Origin of the sequence: Streptomyces sp. SID5464 (genome assembly GCF_009862985.1) — a bacterium.
In the GTDB taxonomy this organism is placed as follows: domain Bacteria; phylum Actinomycetota; class Actinomycetes; order Streptomycetales; family Streptomycetaceae; genus Streptomyces; species Streptomyces chartreusis_D.
On record NZ_WWIQ01000022.1, the window covers coordinates 126,906 to 150,533 of the forward strand.

A 23,628-nucleotide genomic window follows, 5' to 3' on the forward strand; every position below is an offset into this window, starting at 1 on the left:
GACAGCGGGGTGACGTCGAGGAGCAGGACGTCCTTGACCTCGCCCTTGAGGACACCGGCCTGGAGCGAGGCGCCGATGGCGACGACCTCGTCCGGGTTCACGCCCTTGTTGGCCTCCTTGCCGCCGGTCAGCTCCTTGACGAGCTCGGCGACGGCGGGCATACGGGTCGAGCCGCCGACGAGGACGACGTGGTCGATCTCGCTGATGGAGATGCCGGCGTCCTTGATGACGTTGTGGAACGGCGTCTTGCAGCGCTCCAGGAGGTCCGCGGTCAGCTGCTGGAACTGGGCGCGGGTGAGCTTCTCGTCGAGGTGCAGGGGGCCCTCGGCGGAGGCGGTGATGTAGGGCAGGTTGATCGAGGTCTCGGTGGACGAGGACAGCTCGATCTTGGCCTTCTCGGCGGCCTCGCGCAGACGCTGCAGGGCCATCTTGTCCTTGCCCAGGTCCACGCCGTGGCCGGACTGGAACTGCTGGACCAGGTAGTCGACGATGCGCTGGTCCCAGTCGTCACCACCGAGGTGGTTGTCACCGTTGGTGGCCTTCACCTCGACGACACCGTCGCCGATCTCCAGCAGCGAGACGTCGAACGTACCGCCACCGAGGTCGAAGACGAGGATGGTCTGGTCGTCCTTGTCGAGGCCGTACGCCAGGGCGGCCGCGGTGGGCTCGTTGACGATGCGCAGCACGTTCAGGCCGGCGATCTCACCGGCCTCCTTCGTGGCCTGGCGCTCGGCGTCGTTGAAGTACGCCGGGACGGTGATGACCGCGTCGGTCACCTTCTCGCCCAGGTAGGACTCTGCGTCCCGCTTCAGCTTCTGGAGCACGAAGGCGCTGATCTGCTGCGGGTTGAAGGGCTTCCCGTCGAGCTCGATCTTCCAGTCGGTGCCCATGTGCCGCTTGACCGAGCGAATGGTCCGGTCCACGTTGGTGACCGCCTGACGCTTGGCCACCTCTCCGACGAGCACCTCACCGTTCTTGGCGAAGGCGACGACGGACGGCGTGGTCCTGGCGCCCTCGGCGTTGGTGATGACGGTGGGCTCGCCGCCCTCCAGAACGCTGACGACGGAGTTAGTCGTGCCCAGGTCGATGCCGACCGCACGTGCCATGGTTGATTCCTCCAGCTGACTTGAGTGGAACGGACTCAAGTGTGCACGACGGCTCCCAACCGGTCAACAGAGCTGAGTCGACGGGACTCAACTCTTATCCGCTCCTTACACGCAACGGCGCTCTGACCTGCGACGACAGCGTGCGTCGATCGGCGTACACGGGGACACACAAAAGGGCGAACACGACCAGGAGAGCCGATCCCGCCACCCACCACAGGGCGTCACTCCCGACCCGGCCGGCGTGCGCGAGTACCCCGACGAGCACTCCGGAGAACGCCCCGATCCCCAGCAGCAGAGTGGCCCCCGGCACGGTCAGCCCGAGCCGCCGCAGCCGGTGCGCGAGATGGTCCGGCCCGCTGCGGACGAGGGGCCGGCCGCCCGACCGCCGCGAGAGCAGGACGAGTACGGCATCGGCAGCCGCCAGCGTGGTCAGCGCGAACAGCACCCCGGCGCTCTCCCCGACGCCGAACCCGGCGCGGACGTGCACGGCACTCATGGCGATCACGAACCCCGCGGACATGGACCCGCAGCTGCCCAGCGCCACGCGCGCGGGATGCCAGTTGTGCAGCAGGAACCCGGTCAGCGCGGCGGCCAGCACGCTCGTCAGCACCGCGATCCCGTCCATCACGTCGACGGCGGCGCAGGCCGCCACCCCGAAGGCCGCGACGACCCCGGCCGTCCCCGCGAGCCCGTCGGCGTGGTCGAGCCCCCGGAACCCGAAGGTCACCCCCACGGCCCACACGACCCCGAGCAGCCCGGTCCCCACCCCCGTCTCCGCGTACGGCACGACACAGGCGGCCGCCACGACCGTACCGGCGACCAGCACCCACCGCCGCAGCCGCCACACGTCGTCGACGAGGCCGAGCAGGGCGACCACGCCACCCGCGACGAGCAGCCCGGCGGTCCCGCCGCCGGCCGACGACCACTCCTTCACCCCTGCGACCGCCCCGGTGACGACCACCACGGCCACACCCCCGGACAGCGGCACCTCCCGCTGCCGCCGCCGCTCGATCAGGCGCAGCCAGCGGGCGGGGGCCCGGAGGACGGCAGCGAGCAGGGCGGTGAGCAGCAGGGCGGTGGCGGCGGCGGTGATCCCGTAGAGCACGGATATAAGTTAGGCGCCACTATGACAATTCGGTATGAATAACACGACGGGATCGCGAGCCGAATCCGGATGGCTCCTGAGGCAACCCTCAGCGATTCAGATCACTGCCCACCCGGCTACAGTGCGGCGGAGGATAGGGGTAGTCTCAGACGGACTGCATAAGTTACCGCTTAGTAATCTCGGGGAACCCTCAAGAGCGACAGGTTCCCCCGACCAACCCCTCGCAGGCCCGAGGAGCCCCCATGCAACTCGCCGCGATCATCGTGTCGCTGGTCTTGACCGTGGTCGGCGTCGCGCTGCTCGCACGCGCGATCGGCCAGTTCGTCCGGTACTTCAAGCTGGGCCAGCCCGTGCCCGCCGGTACCCGGACCGACAACCCCTACCAGCGCAGCGTGACCCTGGTGAAGGAGTTCCTCGGCCACACGCGCATGAACCGGTGGGGCATCGTCGGCATCGCCCACTGGTTCGTGGCGATCGGCTTCCTGACGCTGCCGCCGACGATCATCACCGCGTACGGCCAGCTGTTCCAGGCCGACTGGACGCTGCCGGTGCTCGGCGGCTTCCTCCCCTACGAGCTCTACATCGAGTTCATCGCCGCGATGACGACCCTCGGCATCGCGACCCTGATGGTCATCCGCCTGCTGAACCTGCCGTCGCGCCCGGGCCGCAAGTCCCGCTTCGCCGGCTCGAAGATGGGCCAGGCGTACTTCGTCGAGTACGTCATCCTCACCATCGGCCTGGCGATCTACGTCCTGCGCGGCCTGGAGGGCGCCCTCCACCACGTGGACGGATACGAGGCCGCGTACTTCGCCTCGTACCCGCTGGTCCTGGCCTTCAAGGGCCTGAGCGTGGCGGCGCTGCAGAACCTCGTCTACTTCTTCGCGATGATCAAGCTGGGCACGACCATGATCTGGATGATCACGGTCAGCCTGAACACCAACATGGGTGTGGCCTGGCACCGCTTCCTGGCCTTCCCGAACATCTGGTTCAAGCGCGAGGCGACGGGCGGGACGGCTCTGGGCGCGCTCCAGCCCATGACCTCCGGCGGCAAGCCGATCGACTTCACCGACCCGGGCGAGGACGACGTCTTCGGGGTCTCCCAGGTCGAGCAGTTCTCCTGGAAGGGCCTGCTGGACTTCTCCACGTGCACCGAGTGCGGCCGCTGCCAGTCGCAGTGCCCGGCGTGGAACACGGGCAAGCCGCTCTCCCCGAAGCTGCTGATCATGTCGCTCCGCGACCACGCGCACGCCAAGGCGCCGTACCTCTTGGCCGGCGGCGGCAAGACCATGGAGGGCGAGGAGAAGGCCTCCGAGGAGCAGCTGGCCGGTGTCCCCGCAGCTGCCCTCGCGGAGGCCGAGCGCCCCCTGGTCGGCACGCTGGAGGACAACGGCGTCATCGACCCGGACGTGCTGTGGTCCTGCACCACCTGCGGTGCCTGTGTCGAGCAGTGCCCGGTGGACATCGAGCACGTCGACCACATCGTCGACATGCGCCGCTACCAGGTGATGATCGAGTCCTCGTTCCCGTCCGAGGCGGGCACGATGCTCAAGAACCTGGAGAAGAAGGGCAACCCCTGGGGCCTGGCGAAGAAGCAGCGCCTGGAGTGGCTCAAGGAGGTCGACTTCGAGGTCCCGGTCGTCGGCAAGGACATCGAGGACCTGTCCGAGGTCGAGTACCTCTACTGGGTCGGCTGCGCCGGCGCCCTGGAGGACCGCGCGAAGAAGACCACGAAGGCCTTCGCGGAGCTCCTCCACATCGCGGGCGTCAAGTTCGCCATCATGGGCGGCGACGAGAAGTGCACCGGTGACTCCGCCCGGCGTCTCGGCAACGAGCCCCTGTTCCAGGAGCTCGGCATGGAGAACGTCATGGCGCTGAACATGGCGTTCGGCGAGGAGATGGACGACGAGGGCAAGGTCGTCCCCGAGTCCGCGAAGCCGAAGTCGGCGAAGAAGATCGTCGCCACCTGCCCGCACTGCCTCAACACGCTCGGCAACGAGTACCCGCAGCTCGGCGGCGACTACGAGGTCATCCACCACACGCAGCTGCTCCAGCACCTGGTGGACGAGGGCAAGCTCATCCCGGTGACCCCGGTCGAGGGCATCATCACCTACCACGACCCGTGCTACCTGGGCCGCCACAACAAGATCTACACGCCCCCGCGCGAGATCATCGCCAGCGTCCCCGGCATCCGCAACGAGGAGATGCACCGCCACAAGGAGCGGGGCTTCTGCTGTGGCGCGGGTGGTGCGCGGATGTGGATGGAAGAGCGCATCGGCAAGCGCATCAACAACGAGCGCGTCGACGAGGCGCTGTCCCTCAACCCCGACATCGTCTCCACGGCCTGCCCGTTCTGCCTCGTCATGCTGACCGACTCGGTCAACGGCAAGAAGAACGACGGCAAGGCGAAGGAGTCCATCCAGGTGGTGGACGTGGCTCAGCTGCTGCTGGACTCGGTGAAGACGCCGGTGCCGGCGGAGGGCGACGACGGCGAGCCGCCGGCCGGTACGGCGGACTCGGAGAACGCGCCTGAGCCGGAGCCGGTGAAGTAGGCGGTTCCCGCTGGTTGTCCTGATGCCCCCTGTCCGAGTTTTCGGGTGGGGGGCGTCGGCGTTTCCAGACTGCCCTACTCGAGGCCCCCGGCCTCGCCCGGCATGCGGCGGCATACACCAAACTGGTACATCGAGGACCTGGCGATCATCAAGGAGGCTGCCAAACGCCGTGGGATAAGCGAGGCCGAGATCATCCGACAGGGGATCCACCTCGCGGCTATGGCGAACCGGGTCTGGGACGAGCCGCTGTTCTCGCGCACCTTCGAGGGACCGGGCCGTACGCCGGCCAAGGAGGAGGTCCGTGACATGGTCGCCGACGCCGTCCGGCGCGGGACCGGCTCCGGATCCGGAACCGCAGCGTGATCATTGTCATTGCCGACACGTCTGGCCTGCTCGCAGCTCTGGACTCGGCTCACCCGGAGCACAGGGCTGCCAACGAGGCGATCATGGCGGCGGGTCTGCTGGTGATGTCACCGCTTCTGCTCGCAGAACTGGATCAGGTGGCCACGCGCGAGTTGGGTCGGGAGGCTGCCGTCAGCGCGGTCGACGACCTACGGCACTGGATGGGCCGGGGGCGTGTCGTCCTGCCGGAGATCACGGAAAACCACGTGAGCGATGCCCAGTCCATCCGCCTCCGCTACCGCTCACTGAACCTCGACCTGGCCGACGCGGTGAACGTGGCCCTGGCCGCCGCCTACGACACCGACGCGATCCTCACCCTCGATCGCCGCGACTTCCGCGCCGTGCGCCCACTGGGCCGCCACAAGGCATTCCGGGTACTGCCCGACGACCTGCCCCTCTGAACCGGCAGGCGTCACGCCTCTCGCGTGTCCAGACCGTCCTCGTCCCAAGGCGGGTCAGCCCCGTATATCTCGTCGAACTCGACCAGGGCGGCTGCGCATTCCACCGCGTCCCGCGGCAAGCAGGACGCCAGCTGCTGGAGAGCAAGTGCGAGCCGGCCGACTGCATCAGCGGAGCCATCGGACTGTTCTCGGAGCATCACAACCGCCTCACGGGCGGGTACGACCGCCGCCGGGTCGCCGAGGGCGTTCTGCGCAATGCTGAGCATGACAAGTGCGGCTGGCAAGGCATACTCCGCGCCTTCCGGGTACAGCGCCGCGAGGTTCCGGAAGAGAACGACCGCTTCGGTCAGTGGCGACACCGCGTGCTCGTAGTCCTCGAGCGCTGCCAGCTGCTGGCCGAGCGAGAACATCGTGAGGGCGTACCTACGGTCGTCCGGATAGGCCTCCTGCCCCAGTTGCTGTTCCACAACCACCAACTCGCGCAGAACCCTGACCATCTCGCCCGCTCGCCCGAGGTCCTCCAGAACGCCCGACAGGGTGTGAAGGCACTCGCCCAGACGGTCGAGAAAACGGAGCGGAATGTGCTGCGCGAGATATCGATAAAGGTCGGCGGCCTCGGACAGCGCGAGGGCCGCTTGCCCCGTCTGGCCGGTCTCCTTGAGGCTGAGAGCCAGGTTGAACAGGGTGTCGGCGTAGTCGATCCGATGTGCTTCGGGATCGTCCGCCGACAGCCAGCGCAGCGCGTCGGCTGCCTTTCGCCCGATACCGACCGCTTCCTCGGGGCGACCCAGGTCGTGCAGCAGGCCACCCACCCTGGCCTCGGCGCGAACCAGCGCTACGGCGTACTCCTCGGCGTCGTGGGCGGCCAGTGCCTCATACAGGCCTACCGACTCCTTCGCCGCCGCCAGTGCCCCAAGCAGATCGTCCACTCCTGCCAGAGCGTTGGACTGGTTGCTCAGGCTCCTCGCCAGGACGCTCGTGCGCCGGGACGCTTCGTCCTCGCTCGATCCCGGTGGCTGTTCCCGCAAGAGCTCGATCGCCTCGGCCATGACGCGCACAGAGTCGGGCTTCCTGCCGGTGAACGCCAGTGATTCGGCATAGAGGTTGAGCAGATCAGCCAAGTCGACGGGATTCCCGGCCGCGGGGTCGTCATGTCTCTCCCGCATTCGGCGGACGGCCTTGCCGAGAACGACCTCCGCCTGAGCGTGATCCCCGTAGTCCATCAGGCTCTTGCCGAGCAACCACAGGCCCCCAATGTCGGCCAGGGCGGGAGCTCCCTCCGGAATGGCGTGCGCGGCCCGTTCCGCCAGCTTGAGGCGTGCGTAGGTCAGCTCCACAGCGCCGGCCGGGCGCAGGGCAATCTCCATCGCCGTGTGCGGGGGGAGGTGCTCCGCGACGGCGAGCATGATCGCGGGTGAGGTTTCGGCGAGGTCCGGCCGCTGGGTGATCACTTCGTCCAAGAGGCCGCGGACGGGCTCGTGACGGGCGGCGTTGGCCAGAACGATCAGCGCCTGGCGTATGTCGCCCTCCTGCAACAGCACGCCCTCGCCGGTCAGCAGTGCGGCCAGGTCGTCCACGGCGTCCGGGTCGCGGCCGAGGTGCCAGCCGAGGAAGTCCTCGGCGAACCGGTCGGGGCGCAGTGGTGCCAAGTGCCGGTCGGACGGATACACGGCTCGGTGTGCTTTCAGCGCCTTGTCAGCCTCATGGGGTCCGTCGGCGGCTCCGGTGGCCAGCAGCAGCGCCCGGGCGGATTCCCGGGTGCGGACGGGACCGAACAAGGTGGCCAGGACCACGAGGGAACGCACGGTTTCGGCGGCGACGGAGGCGTTCCAGCGGCGCTGCTCGTGCATCAGGAGGTAGTGGGAGATGTCGGTGGGGCGGGCATCGTCCTGGACGGCGGCGACGACTCCGGCCAGGGCCGCCATGTGGAGGGTCAGCGGTGAGGCGTATGCCGGATCGGCAAGGTCGTCCGGGGCGGGCGGGGACACTTCGGGGACGCCGAGGGCGTGGGCGAAGGCCGTGGCGGCTTCGGCGAAGAGCGCCTCTCTCGGCGTCCCGCCGAAGCCGGTCAGTGCGATCGGCTCGGCCCACGCGATGCGCAGAGGCCCGAGTTCGGCCATCAACTGATCCCACAGGTGGGGAGCGGAGCGGGCGAGCAGCAGGACCCGCAGGACCCGGGCCCGGTGGTCCTCGCGCGTCGATTCGAGCATCGCCAGCAGGCTCTCGTAACGCCAGCGCTCGGCGTAGTCGACGACGATCAACAGCCGGTCGGAGGGCAGGGCTTGGGCGGGAGGCAGCACGGGAGCCGCCGTGGAGAGGTCCCTCGCCTGCGCCACCGACCATCCGTCGGCCGAGGCGCACGCGGCGAAGTGCTGCGCGGTACGGGTCTTGCCCTGCCCGCCCGGTCCGTGCAGCAGGAGCACCGAGCGGTCTTCCCGGCTGTCCCTCCACCTCGCCAGCGCCATCAGGTCCTCGACCGGGGGTCGGTAGGGGACGACCTGGTTCACCGGGTGCAGCAGGTAGCTCGGCTGGTGCCGCGCCATCGGGTCGAGTACGGGAGACTCCACCGGTTGCAGGAGCTCCAGCCGAAACGAGCGCCGGTCCAGCAGGATCGTGACGTCGCCGGTGACGTCACCGATCTGGATGTTGTGACCGCCGATCGGGGAGTCGGTGACGCTCGGTCCGCCCACCTCTACCGCTCCGGTCGTACGCGTGGCGCCGACGATGCCGGTGAGGCCGGACCGATGTGCACACTCCCGCCCGCCTGTCCCACCTGGACGTTGTCTCCGCCGATACTGACTGCGGCTGTGAGGTACGGCGCAGCCTGATCCACCCACTGCATGATGTCCGCATCCATCGTCGCTCCCCCGGGTGACGTGTGGTTCGGCCGACGGGTACTTCCCGGTCTGGCACGTTTCACGGTAGGCAGCGCGGTGGGAGCGCGCAGGAACCTTGCGGCTTTTTCGGGGGGCGCGCGGTTGCATGCGGGCGGTCGTCCGCAAACGTCTGAGAGCGGCGAGGCGGTTCACCGCCAGTCCGGCTACGGAACCACAGGCGCGGGCGATGAGACGGGCCCTGCCGCCGGCGATGAGAGACGCTGAGGCTGGTGGCGTCGGGCGAGCCACAGCACGAGTGCGGCGTAGAGGAGGGTTGTCACCATGTCCGCCAGGGCGAGTTGCCAGGGTGCGTCGGCGGCGGTCTCGTCCGACGACAGCCCGTCGACGACCGCGGCGGCGACGCCGAAGGCCAGCAGGTTGTTCAGGACGTGCAGGGCGACGGCTGCTTCCAGGCCGCCGGTACGGATGGTCAGCCACCCGGCGACCAGACCGAAGACCAGCAGGCCGAAGAAACCCCACCTGGTGCCCCAGCCGTGGGCGGCGGCGAACAGTACGGCCTGCGGGAGCACCGCGAACCACGGAGAACGGACGAATGCGCCGACCGCCTGCGTCAGCCAGCCCCGGAAGACGTACTCCTCGGCAGCGGCCTGCACCGGGACGAGGAGGGCCAGCACGACCAGCGAGACGAGGAACGATCGCCAGCCCACCCATGCGCCGAACTCCCCCGAGTCGGCTCCACTGTCGGGCAGGAAGGCGGCGGTCACCGTCAGCACGGCCACGGGGAGCACCGCGGCGAGCAGACACCGCACCAGCCAGCGCCACCGCAGCCGCCCGTCGACCGACGACAGGGTGCCGGGCGATCGCTGCCCCGGCCACCACACGGCCAGCAGAATCAGGGGCAGGGCGATCGCTATGGACGTCAGGTCCAGGGCCGTGTTGGCGACCGGTCCGAAGTCGTGTCCGCCGTCGGGCAGTTCGCGGAGTCCTGCCGCTGCACCGACGCCGTAGGAGAGGGCGAACAGCAGGATGTTGAGTACGAGGCAGGCGCCCAGGAACAGCAGAGTGCCGAGCGCTGGCCGCCACCAGCGGTGACGGCCGGTGCAGTGGCCCATGCGGTGGTAGGGAAGGCCGGTGGGGTGCGGTAACGGTGCTGTCATGATCCCTACTATGCAGTGGACCACCCTGATCAGCACCGTAGTCGGCGGGGCGGCAGCGGCGGCAGCTCAGTCGCGGATATCGGCTGGAGCGGCCGGGCGCAGCCCCATAAGGTCCCACGCATGGACTGGGAGAAGTGGCATGAGGTGTACGACGCTCCCGAATCGCCGCTTGCCCGGCGGCTGTCGGTCGTGCAGGAGCGCATTCGGCTGGCGTTGGACGACTGCCCTGCCGGTCCGCTCCGGGTGGTGAGCCTCTGCGCGGGGCAGGGGCGGGACCTCCTGGGCGTGCTGCCCGGGCATCCGCGTCGGTCGGACGTCCGTGCGCGTCTGGTCGAGCTGGATCCGAAGAACGTCGAAGTGGCCGCCGGGGCCGCCCGGGCGGCAGGGCTGGGCGGCATCGAGGCCGTCGCCGCCGATGCCGCGCTGCTCGATCACTACGCCGACCTGGTGCCGGCCGACCTCGTGCTGGTCTGCGGGGTGTTCGGCAATATCGCGGACCCGGACATCGAGCGCACCATCGACGCGTGCAGGCAACTGTGCAGGAGCGGTGGGCGGGTGATCTGGACGCGGCACCGCAAGGAGCCCGATCGTGTGCCGTCGATCTGCGAGTGGTTCGAAGAACGGGGCTTCGAGCGCGAGTGGGTCAACGATGCGGAACACGTCCAGGGCGTGGGAGTGCACCGCTTCCGCGGTCAGCCCGTGCCGCTGCGGCTGGGCACGCGTGTCTTCTCCTTCGTCGGCTACGACAAGCTCCGGGCCTGAGGCCTGTCAGCGCCGACCGCGCGCCCGCCGAATACGTCAGCGTCCCACCCTCACGACCTCCGACGTCGCCGCGCGGAACGAGTCCGTCTTGTCGAAGTGGGCGCGGAAGTAACCGCGCTTCGCGTCGGCGATGTCCGCCGAGAAGGCGTGCCCCTCACCGGACCAGTCGGCGCGCGTCGTCAGGAGGTCCTTCCACCGCTTGCCGTCCCGCGAGTACTGGATGTGCACCGGGATGTCCCCGGGCGTCCAGCCGTCGGGGAAGTCCATCGCGCCCTCGACCCGCACGCCACCGTCCTGGGTGCGGGTGGCCGAGAACGAGGTGAACACCGAGGCGCGCAGGACGGTGATCTCGGCGCTGTTGGCGGAGGCGGAGGCGATGAACGGGTCGTCGCTGTGCGAGGCCACGCGGAAGGTGCCGGTCTCCCACGGGGTGTGGGTGAAGGTGGCGGCCTTGCCGTCCGCGCCGGTGGTGAAGTAGCCGACGCTGGCCCAGTGGGTGCCGGAGGAGGCCTCGTAGAGGACGCCGCCGCTCTGGCCCTCGAAGGGGACCCAGCCCTGCGGGGTCTCGCGCTCCAGGGTCGCCGTGACGGTGACCTGCTCCCCGTAGTCGATCGTCCGGGCTTCCGCCGGGGTCTCGAAGGTCCAGCGCGTGGCCACCTGCCGGATGCCGATCGGGGTCGACGCGGACTCGCCGTACAGGACGAACGGGTTGGCGTTGTCGTGCCGGTAGACGGCCTGGACCGGCACCGCGTCGTTCACGGTGACCGTGCCGGAGAAGCGGCCCTGCGCGTCGGTGCGGACGGTGTTCTCCGTCCAGTTGTCCACGTCGAGGTCCACCCGGTGGTCCGCCAGGGGCTTCAGTTCGCGGGTCGCCGGCCAGCGTCCCTTCAGGGTGCCGTCGATGCGCACCTGGCGGTGGTCGGTGTCGATCTCCGTGCGGTCGGGGCGTACGTCCTCGAACACCGCCGCGACGTAGTAGGCGAGGGTACCCGCGGAGTCGTCGACGCTGTGGTCGCCGTCGGCGTCCGTGGCCTCGATGCGGACGGTGTAGCTGCCCAGGTCGGGAAGGTCGACGGGCTGCTTCGTGCGCCACACGCCGTTGTCCGCCGTGCCGGAGACGAGGTCGAACGCGTCGTGCTCCACGACGGCGACTTCCTGCTGCGTGGCCGCGGAGACGAGATGGGCCCGGATCCCCGTGATGGCGCTGTCGGAGCTGAGGCCGACTTCCAGGGTGCCGAGATCGCCCGTGGCGCTGTGCGCGTACCGGACATCAGGCGCCTGCGCCTCCGCGGCGTTCGCGGCCGGAGTGCCGGCCACCAGGACTGCCACGGCACCGATGGCGGCCGAAGCCGCCCGAGTTCTGAACAAGGTCCCCCCCACAGGGATGCGTCGAAGCCGCGTCCACGGCTGAACGCCCTTTCTATCGCATGGCGTTGACGGCGGTCGCGGGAGTTTCGCAGTGTCCATCGACGGGCGACGGGCGACGGCCGCGGGCGGCGTCGGCGGGCATGCGTTCGCGCCGGGGCTGGTCGACGAGGTGGCGATGGACGTCCTGCCCATGGTGCTCGGGCGTCCGGTCCGGCCTTCCTGAGCTGCGATGTCGCCGAGGCGCGGCTGGAGCCGCCGGTGCCGGCGAGCTGATCCGAGCCCCAGCTGGCCGAGCCCAGCTGGCCGAGCCCAGGTGGCCGAGCCCGCAGGGCAGTGCGTCCGGTGCGGGCCGGGGCCTCCCGGGTGTGCGGCGAGGAGACGCCGTGGGTGCGTACCGTTTCCGGCCCGGCGGCGCGCCGCGACCGGCCAGGCGGCGGACCGGTCATTCAGCGGGCAGCTTCTGCTCGCACCAGATGGTCTTCCCGACCGCTGCATGGCGGGTCCCCCACTTCTGGCTGAGCTGGGCGACGAGGAGCAGGCCGCGGCCGCCCTCGTCGAAGTCCCGTGCGCGGCGCAGGTGAGGGGCGGTGCTGCTGGCGTCGGAAACCTCGCAGATCAGTGCGGAGTCGCGGATCAGCCGTAGCTCGACCGGGGGTTCGCCGTGCCGGATGGCATTGGTGACCAGCTCGCTGACCAGCAGTTCGGTCACGAAGGCCGACTCCCACAGACCCCAGGCGTCGAGCTGTTCGACAGCGAGCTTCCGGGCGCGCACCACCATGGCCGGGTCGGCGGGGATCTCCCAGACGGCGACCCGGTCCGCGGTGAGGGCACGGGTGCGAGCGAGCAGCAGGGTGATGTCGTCGTCCATGTGGTGGGTCACCAGCGTGTGCATGACGGTGTCGCAGGCGGCTTCCAGCGACGCCACCGGCACTGCCAGCGTGTGACGCAACGCGGCCAGGCCTTCGTCGAGGTCGCGCTCACGCGACTGGACCAGGCCGTTGGAGTAGAGGGCCAGCACGCTGCCCGTCGGCGGGCGGAACTCCAGGCTCTCGAAGGGCAGGCCGCCGAACCCGAGCGGCGGGCCCACGAAGCCCTGCACCTGCTCCACCTTGCCGTCGGGGGTGAGGACGAAGGGCAGCGGGTGACCGGCCGAGGCCATCGTGCAGCTCCGCGCGACGGGGTCGTACACCGCGTAGAGGCAGGTCGCTCCCAGTTCGCCGGCCGCCGCCGCGTCGCCTTCGGCCCTGCCCTCCTGCTGGTCGTCGGTGACGTGCATGACCAGGTCGTCGAGGTGCGTGATGAGCTCGTCGGGGGGCAGGTCGACATCGGCCAGGGTACGCACGGCGGTGCGCAGCCGGCCCATGGTGGCGCTGGCGTTGATGCCGTGCCCGACGACATCGCCTACGACGAGCGCGACCCGGCAGCCCGAGAGCGGAATCACGTCGTACCAGTCGCCGCCCACCCCGGCGGTCTGCGGGCCCGCCGGCAGGTAGCGGGAGGCCACGTCCACGGCCGTCTGCTCGGGCAGCCACTGCGGCAGCAGACTGCGCTGCAGGGTCAGCGCGGTGTTCCGTTCACGGGTGTAGCGGCGCGCGTTGTCGACGGCCACGGCGGTTTTGGCGGCCAGTTCCTCGGCGTCGGACACATCGGCCTGGGTGAAGGGTTCGGTGTGCCGGGTGCGCCAGAAGGTGACCGTGCCCAGCAGTGCGCCCCGCCCTCGCAGCGGCACCACGATCAGTGAGCGCATGCCGTAGTCGAGGACTCCGGCGGCGTCATCGGGGACCAGAGGCGGCCACGCCGTGGAGGCGGGCAGGTCGGACTCCAGCTGTGCCCGCCCGTGGGAGAAGCCGTTGGCCTGCGGAACGGCGAAGCTGAATCCGTCCAGTGCCCCCACCGGGTGGAGCGGATGGTGCTCGTGGATGCCTGCCATGGCCACCCGCCGTACTTCCGTCCGGTCCTCCTCCTGTGCCGCCTCCGGCTCCCCGCCGTGCAGCACGGACACCGCAAGGTCCACCGTGACGAAATCCGCGAACCGGGGTACCGCCACCTCGGTCAGCTTCTGCGCCGTCCGCTCCGCGTCAAGGGTCGTGCCGATGGCCATCCCGGCGTCATGCAGCAGCTCAAGGCGGCCATGGGCCCTCAGCGCCCGCCGCCGTTGACTGCGTCCGCGGGCGGCCAGCTCCGACACGACGACACTGGTGCCCAGCATCAGGAGCAGCGTCCATCTGTCGTTGCTGCTTGCCACCGACAGCGATCCCCACGGGGAGATCAGGAAGAAGTCGAGCCAGACGGTGGCGGAAACCGCCGCGATCAGCCCGGCGACGCGGTATCCCTGCGCGGCCACGGCCACCAGGACGGCCATCAGGACGAGGGCCGATTCGAAGTCGGGGAAGCCGTCCCGGAACGGCACCAGCGCAAGGCAGACGAGCAGCGGGGCCACCAGGGCGCTCACCAGAGCGACCGAGCTGCCTCTGAGCCCTTGCATGGAGCTCACATACCCACCTCATTCAGGTCATACACAGAACTATAGGACGATGGGTACTTCGCCCGGCTTCTTGCTCTCGAGCCGCTGACCATCAGGCGCCTCGAGAATTAACCGAACTCACGTACAACCCTTACGTCACTCCACGGGTCTCTTGATCGCCGACCACCCGTGAACGCCCGGACAACTCCCGGCGAACACGGCCGGTCCGGCCCTCCATCGACTGTGGATGTCCGCCAGACATCCCCCGCATGCAGCAGGAGACCCCGCATGCAGCAGCACGAGCGCCCGTCGGGGCACCGGCACGGCCACGTCCGTCCGTCCCGGCGCCCCCGCCTGCGACTCGCCCTGGCGACGGCCGCGGACGGCACGCACGCCCCGCGGGCCGACTTCAACGGCGACGGCATCGACGACGTGGCGTTCTCCGCCCCCGGCACGTACGTGAACGGCAAGAAGGACGCCGGGCAACTCGTCGTCCGGTACGGCACGACGACCGGGGTGTCCTCCGCGAAGCGGTCCGCGATCAGCCGGAACACCACCGGCAACCCGGGCACGGCCGCCTCGGGCGTCTCGCCGACGGGCCACCCGACCTTCGGCGCCGACTTCGCCGACTGAGCCGCCCGTATCCCGTCACGGCCGGGCCTGCCAGGTCCGGCCCCCTCCCACCCGGAGCCCCACCTTGCGCAAGCGCACCCTCCTGCTGGCCGCCACGCTCACCACCGGCCTGCTCACCACCACCCCCGCCACCGCCGCGCCCTCCGGTCTCGCCGGGGACTTCAACGGCGACGGATACCGGGACATCGCGGCCGGCGCCGCGTGCACCAGCGTCGGCTCGGCCTCCTGCGCCGGCGCGGTCGTCGTGCTGTACGGCTCGGCGTCCGGGGTCTCGGCCACCCGCAAGGCCGTCATCACCCAGAACTCCACGGGCGTGCCCGGCACCGCCGAGCCGGGCGACCTGTTCGGCGCCTCCCTGGCCACCGGCGACCTGGACAAGGACGGCTACTCCGACCTCGTCGTCGGCGCCACCGGCGAGAGCATCGGCGACCGCGACAGCGTCGGCTCCGGCACGGTCCTGTGGGGTGGCAAGTCCGGCCTGTCCGGCGGCAAGGGCCTGCCGCAGCCGACCACGCTCTCCGAATACGGCGGCTTCTCCCAGGGCATCGCCACCGGCGACTTCGACGCTGACGGCGACACCGACGTCACGCTCACCGGCCAGAGCCACACCCGCCTCTACCAGGGCCCCTTCACCCGCACCGGCGGACCGCTGACCCACTCCCGCGTCGGCGAGCTCGGCACCACGTACGAGGTGATCGCGGGCGACCTCACCGGCGACGGCGCGGCCGAGCGCGTCTACCCGTTCACCGTCGACGGCGACTCCGGCGGCGAGATCCTCTACTTCCGCTGGACCGGCACGACGTACAAGATGGCCGAGCTGGCGAACGCCGACGGCACCCAGGGCGCGATCGGCGACATCAACCGCGACGGGTACGGCGACCTCGTCCTCGGCGATTCCACGGACCCGTACGACCTCAAGCCCGGCGGCCACAAGGGCGGCCAGATCACCGTCTGGTACGGCGGCCCGAACGGCCCCGACCCGGCGCAGCAGCCGACCGTCGTCCACCAGGACACCCCGGGCGTGCCCGGCGCGGGCGAGCCGGACGACGGTTTCGGCACGTCGGTGAGCACCGGCGACATCAACGGCGACGGGTACGCCGACGTCGTGGTCGCCGCCCCGGGCGAGGACGTCGGCTCGGCGAAGGACGCCGGCTCGGTGACCGTGCTGTTCGGCTCCGCCTCCGGCCTGAGGACCGGCAGCGGCGTGAAGTCGTACACCCAGGACACCGCCGGTGTGCCCGGCTCCGCGGAGTCCTGGGACCACTTCGGGTCCGCGGTCGACCTGACCGACGTGACGAAGGACGGCAGGGCGGACCTGGCCGTCGGCGTCGACGGTGAGAACTCCACGGGCGGCCTGTGGACCCTGCGCGGCTCCGCCTCCGGCCTGACCACCAGCGGCGCGCAGGGCATCACCACCAGCGCCGTCGCCCTCAAGGCCGGAGCCAACTTCGGCTCCGCAATCGCCCAGTGACACCCCGTCGACCCACCCGTGAGGCACGTACCGCCATGCGCACCCGTATCACCGCCGCCGTCCTCGCGGCGGCCCTGACCCCGCTCGCCCTCACTCTCTCCGCCCCCGGCGCGCACGCCGCGACGCCCGCCGCCCCCTACGACTTCAACGGCGACGGCCGCGCCGACCTCGCGATCGGCTCGCCGGGCGCCACCGTCGCCGGGCAGGCGAGGGCCGGTGCCGTGTCGGTGGTCTACGGCAGCACCAGCGGGCCCAAGAGCTCCACGCGCACCCTCCTGACCCAGAACACGGCCGGCGTGCCCGGCGCCGCCGAGGCCGACGACGCCTTCGGCTCCGCCCTCGCCTCCGCCGACCTGAACACCGACGGCTACGCCGACCTGCTGGTCGGCACGCCCGGTGAGGACGGCAGCGACAGCAACGACGGCACGGTCACCATCGTCTGGGGCGGGAAGTCCGGCCTGTCGGGCGCCCGTTCGCTGTTCAGTTTCTTCAGCACCGACTACGACCGGTACGGCCAGTCCCTGGCCGCGGGCGACTTCGACGGCGACGGTGACGCGGACGTCGCGGTCGGCTCCACCGGCCCGGTCACCCTCTCCCTCGTGGCGGGCCCGATCACCAGGACGAGCGCGTCGAACGGCGGTTCGGGCTCGGGCAACGACTGGTGGTCCTCCGCGACCGGCGTCACGCACCTCTCCTCCGGCGACGTCACCGGCGACGGCCGGCCCCGGGTGGTCCTGCACGGCCGCGCCGTGAACACCGGCGCCGCGACCACCGCCCTCGCCGACCTGAAGATCGGCAACTACGTCGACTGGCTCCAGCGCCTGCCCGCCGGGTCCGTCTCCGCCGTGGGCGACATCGACGGCGACGGCCACGACGACATCGCCGTGGGCAACGACCGGGAGCCGTCCGCCGACCCGGAGGGCGCCCTCGGCGGCCGGGTCACCGTCGTCTACGGCGGACCCGACGGCCGCGACACCGGCCGCGCCCCGCTCGTCCTCACCCAGGACACCGCCGGGGTGCCCGGCGCCGCCGAGAAGGGCGACCGCTTCGGCAGCGACGTCTCCCTCGGCGACATCAACGGCGACGGATTCGCCGACCTGGCGATCGGCGCCGCGGGCGAGAACGCCGCCGCCGGTGCCGTCACCGTGCTGTACGGCTCGGCGTCCGGCCTCACCACCAAGAACGCGGCGTCGTACAGCCAGAACACCGCGGGCGTGCCCGGCGGGTCGGAGAAGGGCGACCGCTTCGGCGAGCGCGTCACGCTCACCGACCACACCGGCGACCGCCGCGCCGACCTGTCCGTCTCCGCGCCGGGCGAGAACGCCGGCGACGGCGCGGTCTGGTCCCTGCGCGCCACCGCCACCGGCCCGACGGCCACCGGCTCCGTCAGCTTCGGCCCGGGCACGACCGGCGTCTCCACGGCCGGCGCGCCGGCCTACGGCACCGCACTCAACTCCTGATCACCCGACTCCCAGGGACTCCACAGATGCGCAAGCGCACCCTCCTCCTGGCCACGGCCACGGTCCTCAGCACCGGCCTGCTCACGGCCCTGCCCGCGACGGCGGCCACCGCCGCGCCCGCCACCGGCCCGACCGCCGACTTCAACGGCGACGGCTACGGCGACGTCGCCTTCGCCGCCCCGTACGCCAAGGTCGACGGCCAGGGCATGGCCGGATACGTCGCCGTGGTCTACGGCGGCGCCACCGGCCTGGACCCGGCCAAGCGGACGGTGGTCAGCCAGAACACCGCCGGTGTGCCCGGTGCCGCCGAGGCCGAGGACACCTTCGGCGACGCGCTCGCGGTGGCGGACCTCAACGGCGACGGCTACACCGACCTCGCGGTCGGCTCCTCCGGCGAGGACGTCGGCACGGACGACGACGGCGGCTCCGTCACCGTCCTGTGGGGCTCGGCGGGCGGCCTGAAGAACGGCACCACGGTGAAGGACCCGGCGGTCTCCGGGCACGACCACTGGGGCCGGCTGCTGACCGCGGGCGACTTCGACGGCGACGGCAAGGCGGACCTGGCCGTCGGCACCGGCTCGTCCCACGTCTACGTCGTGCGCGGCCCGTTCACCACCACCGGCACCAGCGGCACCGCGCAGAAGATCAGCACCCCGGAGACGGCGTACAGCGTCGACGCCATGGACGCGGGCGACACCAACGCCGACGGCAGGTCGGACCTGGTCCTCACCTACCGCGTCCGGCTCAACGAGGACGAGACGGGCAGCTGGTCCAAGGGCGTCGCCTACCTCGGCTCCCCCACCGGCCCGGACACCTCGGTCCCCCGCCCCTGAACGGCGGCACCTCCCTCGCCCTCGGCGACATCGACGGCGACGGCTACGACGAGATCGCCCTCGGCAACGTCTTCTCGAAGGAGGACGACCACAGCGGCAGCCTCGGCGGGCAGGTCGTCGTCATCCGCGGCTCCGAGGGCGGCCCGGTCAACGGCGACGCGCCCATGGCCGAGCTCACCCAGGACTCCGAGGGCGTGCCCGGCGCGGACGAGGCGAACGACGGCTTCGGCGGTGCGGTCTCCATCGGCGACGCCAACGGCGACGGCTACGGCGACCTCGCCATCGGCGTCGTCTTCGAGGACGTCGGCACCACCGAGGACACCGGTGCCACGATCCTGATGAACGGCTCGGCCTCCGGCGTCTCGCGCACCGGCGCCCGCACCTTCACCCAGGCCACCGCCGGTGTCCCGGGCTCGGCCGAGGCCATGGACTACTTCGGCTCCGACGTCCTGCTGGCCGACGTCACCAAGGACGGCCACGCCGAGTTCACGATCACCGCCGGCTTCGAGGACGAGGGCATCGGAGCGATCACGACGCTGCGCGGCTCGGCCACCGGCCCCGTCACCGACGGCGCCCGCTCCTTCGGCCCGGGCAGCCTCGGCCAGACCCGCTCCTACGGCGCCTTCGGCACCGGCCTCATCGGCTGACGAACCAGGGAGAGCCCATGCGCAGACCCACCACGACCGCCCTGGTCGCCGCCCTGCTGGCGACCGGCGTCACCCCGGTGTTCCTCTCCGGCCCGGCCTCCGCGGCGGTGGCCAGGCACTATGACGACTTCAACGGCGACGGCCGCCGCGACCTCGCCTACGGCGGCTACGACGACGTCGACCGCGAGGGCGGCACGATCACCGTCGTGTACGCCACCGCCACCGGCCTCGACACCGCCCACCCCAGGTACCTCCACCAGGACAGCGCCGGCGTCCCCGGGTCCGGCGAGGAGGACGACCAGTTCGGCGCGTCCCTCGCGAGCGCCGACCTGAACAAGGACGGCTACGCGGACCTCGTCGTCGGCAACCCCACCGAGCACGTGGGCAGCGCCGACTACCGCGGGACGGTCACCGTCCTGTGGGGTTCCAAGTCGGGCCTGTCGGGCGGCACCAACCTCACGCCGGCCGGCGGCGCGGTCGGCCACTTCGGCCGTGACCTGGCGACCGGCGACTTCACCGGCGACGGCTCCCCCGACCTGGCCGTGATCGGCGGCGAGGAGGCGTGGCTGTACCGGGGCCCCTTCACCAAGTCGGGCACGACCGGGAAGGTCAGCAAGATCGACAAGGGGTCCGGCGGCTGGTACTCCTCCGCTCTCGCGGCCGGAAAGGTCGACGGGGACGCAAGGACGGACCTGGTGGTGATCGGCACCGAGATCACCGGCAGTGACATCCGCGAACGCGCCTGGTTCCTGAAGGGCACGTCCTCCGGCCTCGCCTCGGGCGCGTCCAGGACCCTCAGCGACCGGCAGGAGGGCCTCTACCCGAGCCCGGTCATCGGCGACTTCGACAAGAACGGCTACGGCGACATCGCCCTCGGCCTGCCCGACAAGGACAACGGCAGGGGCGCGGTCACGATCTGGCGCGGCACGTCGTCCGGCCCGAGCGGCTCGGTCACGTTCACCCAGGCCACCTCGGGCGTCTCCGGCAGCCCGGAGGCCGGCGACGACTTCGGCTACGCGATCTCGGCCGCCGACACCAACGGCGACGGCTACGCCGACCTCGCGGTCGGCGTGCCGCACGAGGACGTCGACGGCCGGGAGGACCAGGGCGGTGTCCACGTCTTCCGCGGCGGCTCCGGCGGCCTCAGTGGCTCCCGCTCGTCCTGGATCGCCCAGACGGTGCTGGGCCCGGCCGACTCCCACGCCGCCTTCGGCTACACCCTCCGCCTGCGCGACCTGACCGCCGACGGCCGCGCCGACCTGGCCGTGGGCGCGGCGAGCGGCGCGCTGCTGATGCCGGGCACGGGCACGGCACCGACGAAGACCGGCGCGACCGTCCTGCCCGACCTGGGCGGGGCGCTTCCCGACTGACGCCGGGCCCGCCGACCGCTCCGGCGCGTCCGTACGGGCGTGCCGAGCCGACGCCCCGCCGAGGGCCGAAGCCAAGCCCGCACGGCCGAACCCTTACAACCCACGGACAACAGAACGGCCTTACCCCCTAAGGGATGTCACAGCTCGGCCGCAAAGCCGGGCCCGGAAGCCCGGGCCCGGCACGCCACCGCCCGGGACCAGGTACGTTCGAAGACGTGGCTGGATTCAGGATCGGACGCGGCCGGAACAACGGCGCTCCTCAGACGCGACCGCAAAACCCTCCGTACGGGCAGCAGACGCCGCAGGGACCGTCGTACGGCTACCCGCCGGCGCCGCAGCCGTACCCGCAGCAGCAGCCGCCGTACGGCAACGGCGGCGGCCCCACCTGGCCGCAGCCGAACGCCGGGCGGCCGGGCGGCGGCTACGGCGACCAGGGCGAGCCGGAGTACTTCGGCGACGGCGCGTACCCGCCCGGCCCCCAGGGCCCGCACGACCCGTACGCGGCGAACAACCCGGGCCACACCCAGGCCTTCTCGGTCGGCGAGGACCCCTACACCCAGGGCGACACCTACCGCGCCGGCTCGGCCGCCGCGCCGTCCGGCCCGGTCGGCCCGCGCCTGCACTGGAAGGCCCTGCTGAGGGGCATCGTCCTCGCCCCCAACCAGACCTTCCTCCAGATGCGGGACTACACGATGTGGGGTCCGGCCCTCATCGTCACGTTCCTCTACGGGCTGCTCGCCGTCTTCGGCTTCGACGGCGCCCGCAAGGATGCGATAAACGCCACACTCTCGAACGCCATCCCCATCGTCCTGACGACGGCGGTCGCGATGGTGCTCAGCGCGTTCATCCTGGGCGTGGTCACCCACACGCTGGCCCGCCAGCTCGGCGGCGACGGTGCCTGGCAGCCCACGGTCGGCCTGTCCATGCTGATCATGTCCATCACGGACGCACCCCGCCTGGTCTTCGCCATGTTCGCCGGCGGCAACGCGACGTTCGTGCAGCTGCTGGGCTGGGCCACCTGGATCGCGGGCGGCGCGCTGCTGACCCTCATGGTCGGCCGCTCCCACGACCTGCCCTGGCCGAAGGCGCTGGGCGCGTCGGCGATCCAGCTGATCGCCCTGCTGTCGATCGTGAAGCTGGGCACGGTCTGAGGCTGCGCGCCTACGAGAAAGGGGCTCCCTCGGGAGCCCCTTTTCCTTGGCGACACTCAGGCGTCGAGCACCTGGTCGGCCCGCCGCACCACCGGCGGCTCCACCGACCACGGGAAGTTGATCCACTCATCGGTCCGCTTCCACACGTATTCGCACTTCACCAGCGACTGGGACTTCTCGTAGACCACGGCGCTGCGCACCTCGGCGACGGTGTCGAGGCAGAAGTCACGCACCAGCTTGAGCGTCTTGCCGGTGTCGGCGACGTCGTCGGTGATCAGCACCTTCTTCTCGGAGAAGTCGATCACGTTGGGGACGGGAGCGAGCATGACGGGCATCTCCAGCGTCGTCCCCACGCCCGTGTAGAACTCCACGTTCACCAGGTGGATGTTCTTGCAGTCGAGGGCGTAGGCGAGCCCGCCGGCCACGAAGACACCGCCACGGGCGATGCTGAGCACTATGTCGGGCTCGTACCCGTCGTCGGCGATGGTCTGCGCGAGCTCGCGCACGGCGACGCCGAACTGCTCGTAGGTCAGGTTCTCCCGCACGTCACTCATGCTCCGGCCGCTCACACCTGGGTCCGGTGGAAGTTGAGGAAGGACCGGGAGGCGGTCGGCCCCCGCTGCCCCTGGTACCGCGACCCGTACCGCTCGCTCCCGTACGGGAAGTCGGCGGGCGAGCTGAGCCGGAACATGCACAGCTGCCCGATCTTCATCCCAGGCCACAGCTTGATGGGCAGGGTGGCGAGGTTGGACAGCTCAAGGGTGACGTGCCCGCTGAACCCGGGGTCGATGAAGCCGGCCGTCGAATGCGTGACCAGCCCGAGCCGCCCCAGCGAGCTCTTCCCCTCCAGCCGGGAGGCGAGATCGTCGGGCAGCGAGATGACCTCGTACGTGCTGGCGAGGACGAACTCCCCGGGGTGCAGGATGAACGGCTCGTCCCCCTCCGGCTCGACGAGCCGGGTCAGATCGGCCTGCTCGATCGAGGGGTCGATGTGGGGGTACCGGTGGTTCTCGAACACCCGGAAGTAGCGGTCCAGCCGCACGTCGATGCTCGACGGCTGCACCATGGCGTCGTCATAGGGATCGATCCGCACGCGCCCGGCATCGATCTCGGCCCGGATGTCCTTGTCTGAGAGAAGCACGCCCCGAGGATACGCAAGGCGCGCGGAGCGACCACAACCGGACGACTCCACGCGCCTGCCTGCGTGCTTCTGGCTGCCGTGCCGCTACCGCTTCTCGTAGCTCACGGGCACCACGCTCCTCAGCCGCGCACATCGCGGGCACCGAAGCAGCCGGCCGGGGCCGAGCCGGTCGGCCTGCTGCATCGGGAACGAAGCGGTGGTGAACACGTGCCCATCCGCACAACGGACGACGGTGCGCTCCATCAAGTCCAAGAGTCCCTTCCCCAAGAGCCGCGTCGGGCTGCTGCTTGCCTGACGACAAAAGCCACGGTACGGGATCAAAGGGACGGCCCTCCAGGCGGCACTCCGGTCCCGCCCGGACCCTCGCCCACGCCCCCACCGTACGCCCCAACTCCGGTCACCCGCAGCCGCATCCCACCCCTGAAACGCCCTCAGGCCCCGCGGCATCAACACCGGGGGCCTGACATGAGGTAAAGTGGCGACCGTTCGGACACCGACTCGGTCGGCGTCTTACGCGGGTGTAGTTTAATGGTAGAACATCAGCTTCCCAAGCTGAGAGCGCGAGTTCGATTCTCGTCACCCGCTCCATGATGAAACCCCAGGTCAGTGGCCTGGGGTTTGTTTATTTTCTAGTCCAATTCGGGGGTGTCGTGCCCCCCGCGTGCCCTAAGTCGAGACCAAAGGACCCACCCAGGGCCGTTCAGCTGCCGCTTCGAACGGCTCGACAGCCGCGCGTCCCAAATAGTGAGACGCTTTTCTTGTGACCTGCGT

Annotated in this window: 19 protein-coding genes, 1 tRNA gene and 1 pseudogene; 13 read left to right on the top strand and 8 right to left on the bottom strand. The window is 70.6% G+C overall.

The window, feature by feature from the left end:
* Positions 1-1,106: molecular chaperone DnaK (gene dnaK / locus GTY47_RS16160; protein WP_010032117.1), on the bottom strand; the 1,106-nt coding region annotated here is incomplete at its 3' end.
* Between the two features lie 94 nt (positions 1,107-1,200).
* Complete coding sequence (locus tag GTY47_RS16165) at positions 1,201-2,211, bottom strand: MraY family glycosyltransferase (protein WP_010032120.1); 1,011 nt, start codon at positions 2,209-2,211, stop codon at positions 1,201-1,203.
* 242 nt (positions 2,212-2,453) lie between these two features.
* Between GTY47_RS16165 and GTY47_RS16170 the strand changes: the two genes are divergently transcribed.
* The 3 genes from GTY47_RS16170 to GTY47_RS16180 all read left to right on the top strand — a co-directional run bounded on the left by GTY47_RS16170 (position 2,454) and on the right by GTY47_RS16180 (position 5,563).
* A complete protein-coding gene (locus tag GTY47_RS16170; RefSeq protein WP_010032122.1) occupies positions 2,454-4,760 on the top strand; it encodes a (Fe-S)-binding protein in 2,307 nt (768 codons plus the stop codon).
* A gap of 102 nt (positions 4,761-4,862) precedes the next feature.
* A complete protein-coding gene (locus GTY47_RS16175; protein ID WP_029180626.1) occupies positions 4,863-5,123 on the top strand; it encodes a hypothetical protein in 261 nt (86 codons plus the stop codon).
* Positions 5,120-5,563, top strand: coding sequence for a PIN domain-containing protein (locus GTY47_RS16180; RefSeq protein ID WP_029180627.1), 444 nt, complete (start codon positions 5,120-5,122; stop codon positions 5,561-5,563). Before GTY47_RS16175 ends, GTY47_RS16180 begins: the two co-directional genes overlap by 4 nt.
* Before the next feature lie 11 nt (positions 5,564-5,574).
* Here GTY47_RS16180 and GTY47_RS16185 read toward each other — a convergent pair whose 3' ends face one another.
* Both GTY47_RS16185 and GTY47_RS16190 read right to left on the bottom strand, forming a co-directional pair.
* The gene (locus GTY47_RS16185) at positions 5,575-7,986 is read right to left on the bottom strand and encodes a tetratricopeptide repeat protein (protein WP_158688373.1); all 2,412 of its coding nucleotides are present in this window, start codon (positions 7,984-7,986) and stop codon (positions 5,575-5,577) included.
* A gap of 617 nt (positions 7,987-8,603) precedes the next feature.
* Entirely contained in the window at positions 8,604-9,557 is a 954-nt protein-coding gene (locus GTY47_RS16190; RefSeq protein ID WP_231911143.1) for a type II CAAX endopeptidase family protein, read from the bottom strand.
* Between the two features lie 120 nt (positions 9,558-9,677).
* On the opposite strand from GTY47_RS16190, the gene GTY47_RS16195 reads away from it, so the two are divergent.
* Positions 9,678-10,319: a methyltransferase domain-containing protein gene (locus tag GTY47_RS16195; protein WP_010032133.1), complete on the top strand. Its 642-nt coding sequence runs from the start codon at positions 9,678-9,680 to the stop codon at positions 10,317-10,319.
* A 36-nt stretch (positions 10,320-10,355) separates the two neighbouring features.
* Here the strand turns inward: GTY47_RS16195 and GTY47_RS16200 are convergent, their stop codons facing one another.
* Entirely contained in the window at positions 10,356-11,648 is a 1,293-nt protein-coding gene (locus GTY47_RS16200) for a hypothetical protein (protein ID WP_010032137.1), read from the bottom strand.
* 130 nt (positions 11,649-11,778) lie between these two features.
* Between GTY47_RS16200 and GTY47_RS41630 the strand changes: the two genes are divergently transcribed.
* On the top strand, positions 11,779-11,910 hold the full coding sequence (locus GTY47_RS41630; RefSeq protein WP_267880824.1) for a hypothetical protein: 132 nt from the start codon (positions 11,779-11,781) through the stop codon (positions 11,908-11,910).
* A 219-nt stretch (positions 11,911-12,129) separates the two neighbouring features.
* On the opposite strand, the gene GTY47_RS16210 is transcribed toward GTY47_RS41630, so the two are convergent.
* Positions 12,130-14,172 (bottom strand): SpoIIE family protein phosphatase, encoded by a 2,043-nt coding sequence (locus GTY47_RS16210; RefSeq protein WP_010032140.1) that lies wholly within the window; start codon positions 14,170-14,172, stop codon positions 12,130-12,132.
* 348 nt (positions 14,173-14,520) lie between these two features.
* Between GTY47_RS16210 and GTY47_RS40940 the strand changes: the two are divergent.
* The 7 genes and pseudogenes from GTY47_RS40940 to GTY47_RS16240 all read left to right on the top strand — a co-directional run.
* A pseudogene (locus tag GTY47_RS40940) lies at positions 14,521-14,736 on the top strand (hypothetical protein); the annotation flags it as partial.
* Positions 14,737-14,848: 112 nt separating this feature from the next.
* A complete protein-coding gene (locus GTY47_RS16220; protein ID WP_010032142.1) occupies positions 14,849-16,255 on the top strand; it encodes an FG-GAP-like repeat-containing protein in 1,407 nt (468 codons plus the stop codon).
* A gap of 35 nt (positions 16,256-16,290) precedes the next feature.
* Positions 16,291-17,715, top strand: a complete 1,425-nt coding sequence (locus GTY47_RS16225; RefSeq protein ID WP_010032143.1) for an FG-GAP-like repeat-containing protein — start codon at positions 16,291-16,293, stop codon at positions 17,713-17,715.
* A gap of 26 nt (positions 17,716-17,741) precedes the next feature.
* Positions 17,742-18,548 (top strand): VCBS repeat-containing protein, encoded by an 807-nt coding sequence (locus GTY47_RS40945; protein ID WP_010032144.1) that lies wholly within the window; start codon positions 17,742-17,744, stop codon positions 18,546-18,548.
* Positions 18,549-18,712: 164 nt separating this feature from the next.
* Complete coding sequence (locus GTY47_RS40955) at positions 18,713-19,195, top strand: FG-GAP repeat protein (RefSeq protein ID WP_010032147.1); 483 nt, start codon at positions 18,713-18,715, stop codon at positions 19,193-19,195.
* 17 nt (positions 19,196-19,212) lie between these two features.
* Positions 19,213-20,565, top strand: a complete 1,353-nt coding sequence (locus tag GTY47_RS16235; RefSeq protein ID WP_010032151.1) for an FG-GAP and VCBS repeat-containing protein — start codon at positions 19,213-19,215, stop codon at positions 20,563-20,565.
* Between the two features lie 134 nt (positions 20,566-20,699).
* Complete coding sequence (locus GTY47_RS16240) at positions 20,700-21,716, top strand: Yip1 family protein (RefSeq protein WP_040902329.1); 1,017 nt, start codon at positions 20,700-20,702, stop codon at positions 21,714-21,716.
* 56 nt (positions 21,717-21,772) lie between these two features.
* Here GTY47_RS16240 and GTY47_RS16245 read toward each other — a convergent pair whose 3' ends face one another.
* Both GTY47_RS16245 and dcd read right to left on the bottom strand, forming a co-directional pair.
* Positions 21,773-22,270 carry a phosphoribosyltransferase gene (locus tag GTY47_RS16245; RefSeq protein WP_029180629.1) on the bottom strand — a complete coding sequence of 166 codons (498 nt, stop codon included), beginning with the start codon at positions 22,268-22,270 and terminating at the stop codon, positions 21,773-21,775.
* 11 nt (positions 22,271-22,281) lie between these two features.
* The gene (gene dcd / locus GTY47_RS16250; RefSeq protein WP_010032156.1) at positions 22,282-22,857 is read right to left on the bottom strand and encodes a dCTP deaminase; all 576 of its coding nucleotides are present in this window, start codon (positions 22,855-22,857) and stop codon (positions 22,282-22,284) included.
* A 514-nt stretch (positions 22,858-23,371) separates the two neighbouring features.
* Between dcd and GTY47_RS16255 the strand changes: the two genes are divergently transcribed.
* Positions 23,372-23,445 (top strand) — tRNA-Gly (locus GTY47_RS16255).
* Positions 23,446-23,628 lie beyond the last annotated feature (183 nt).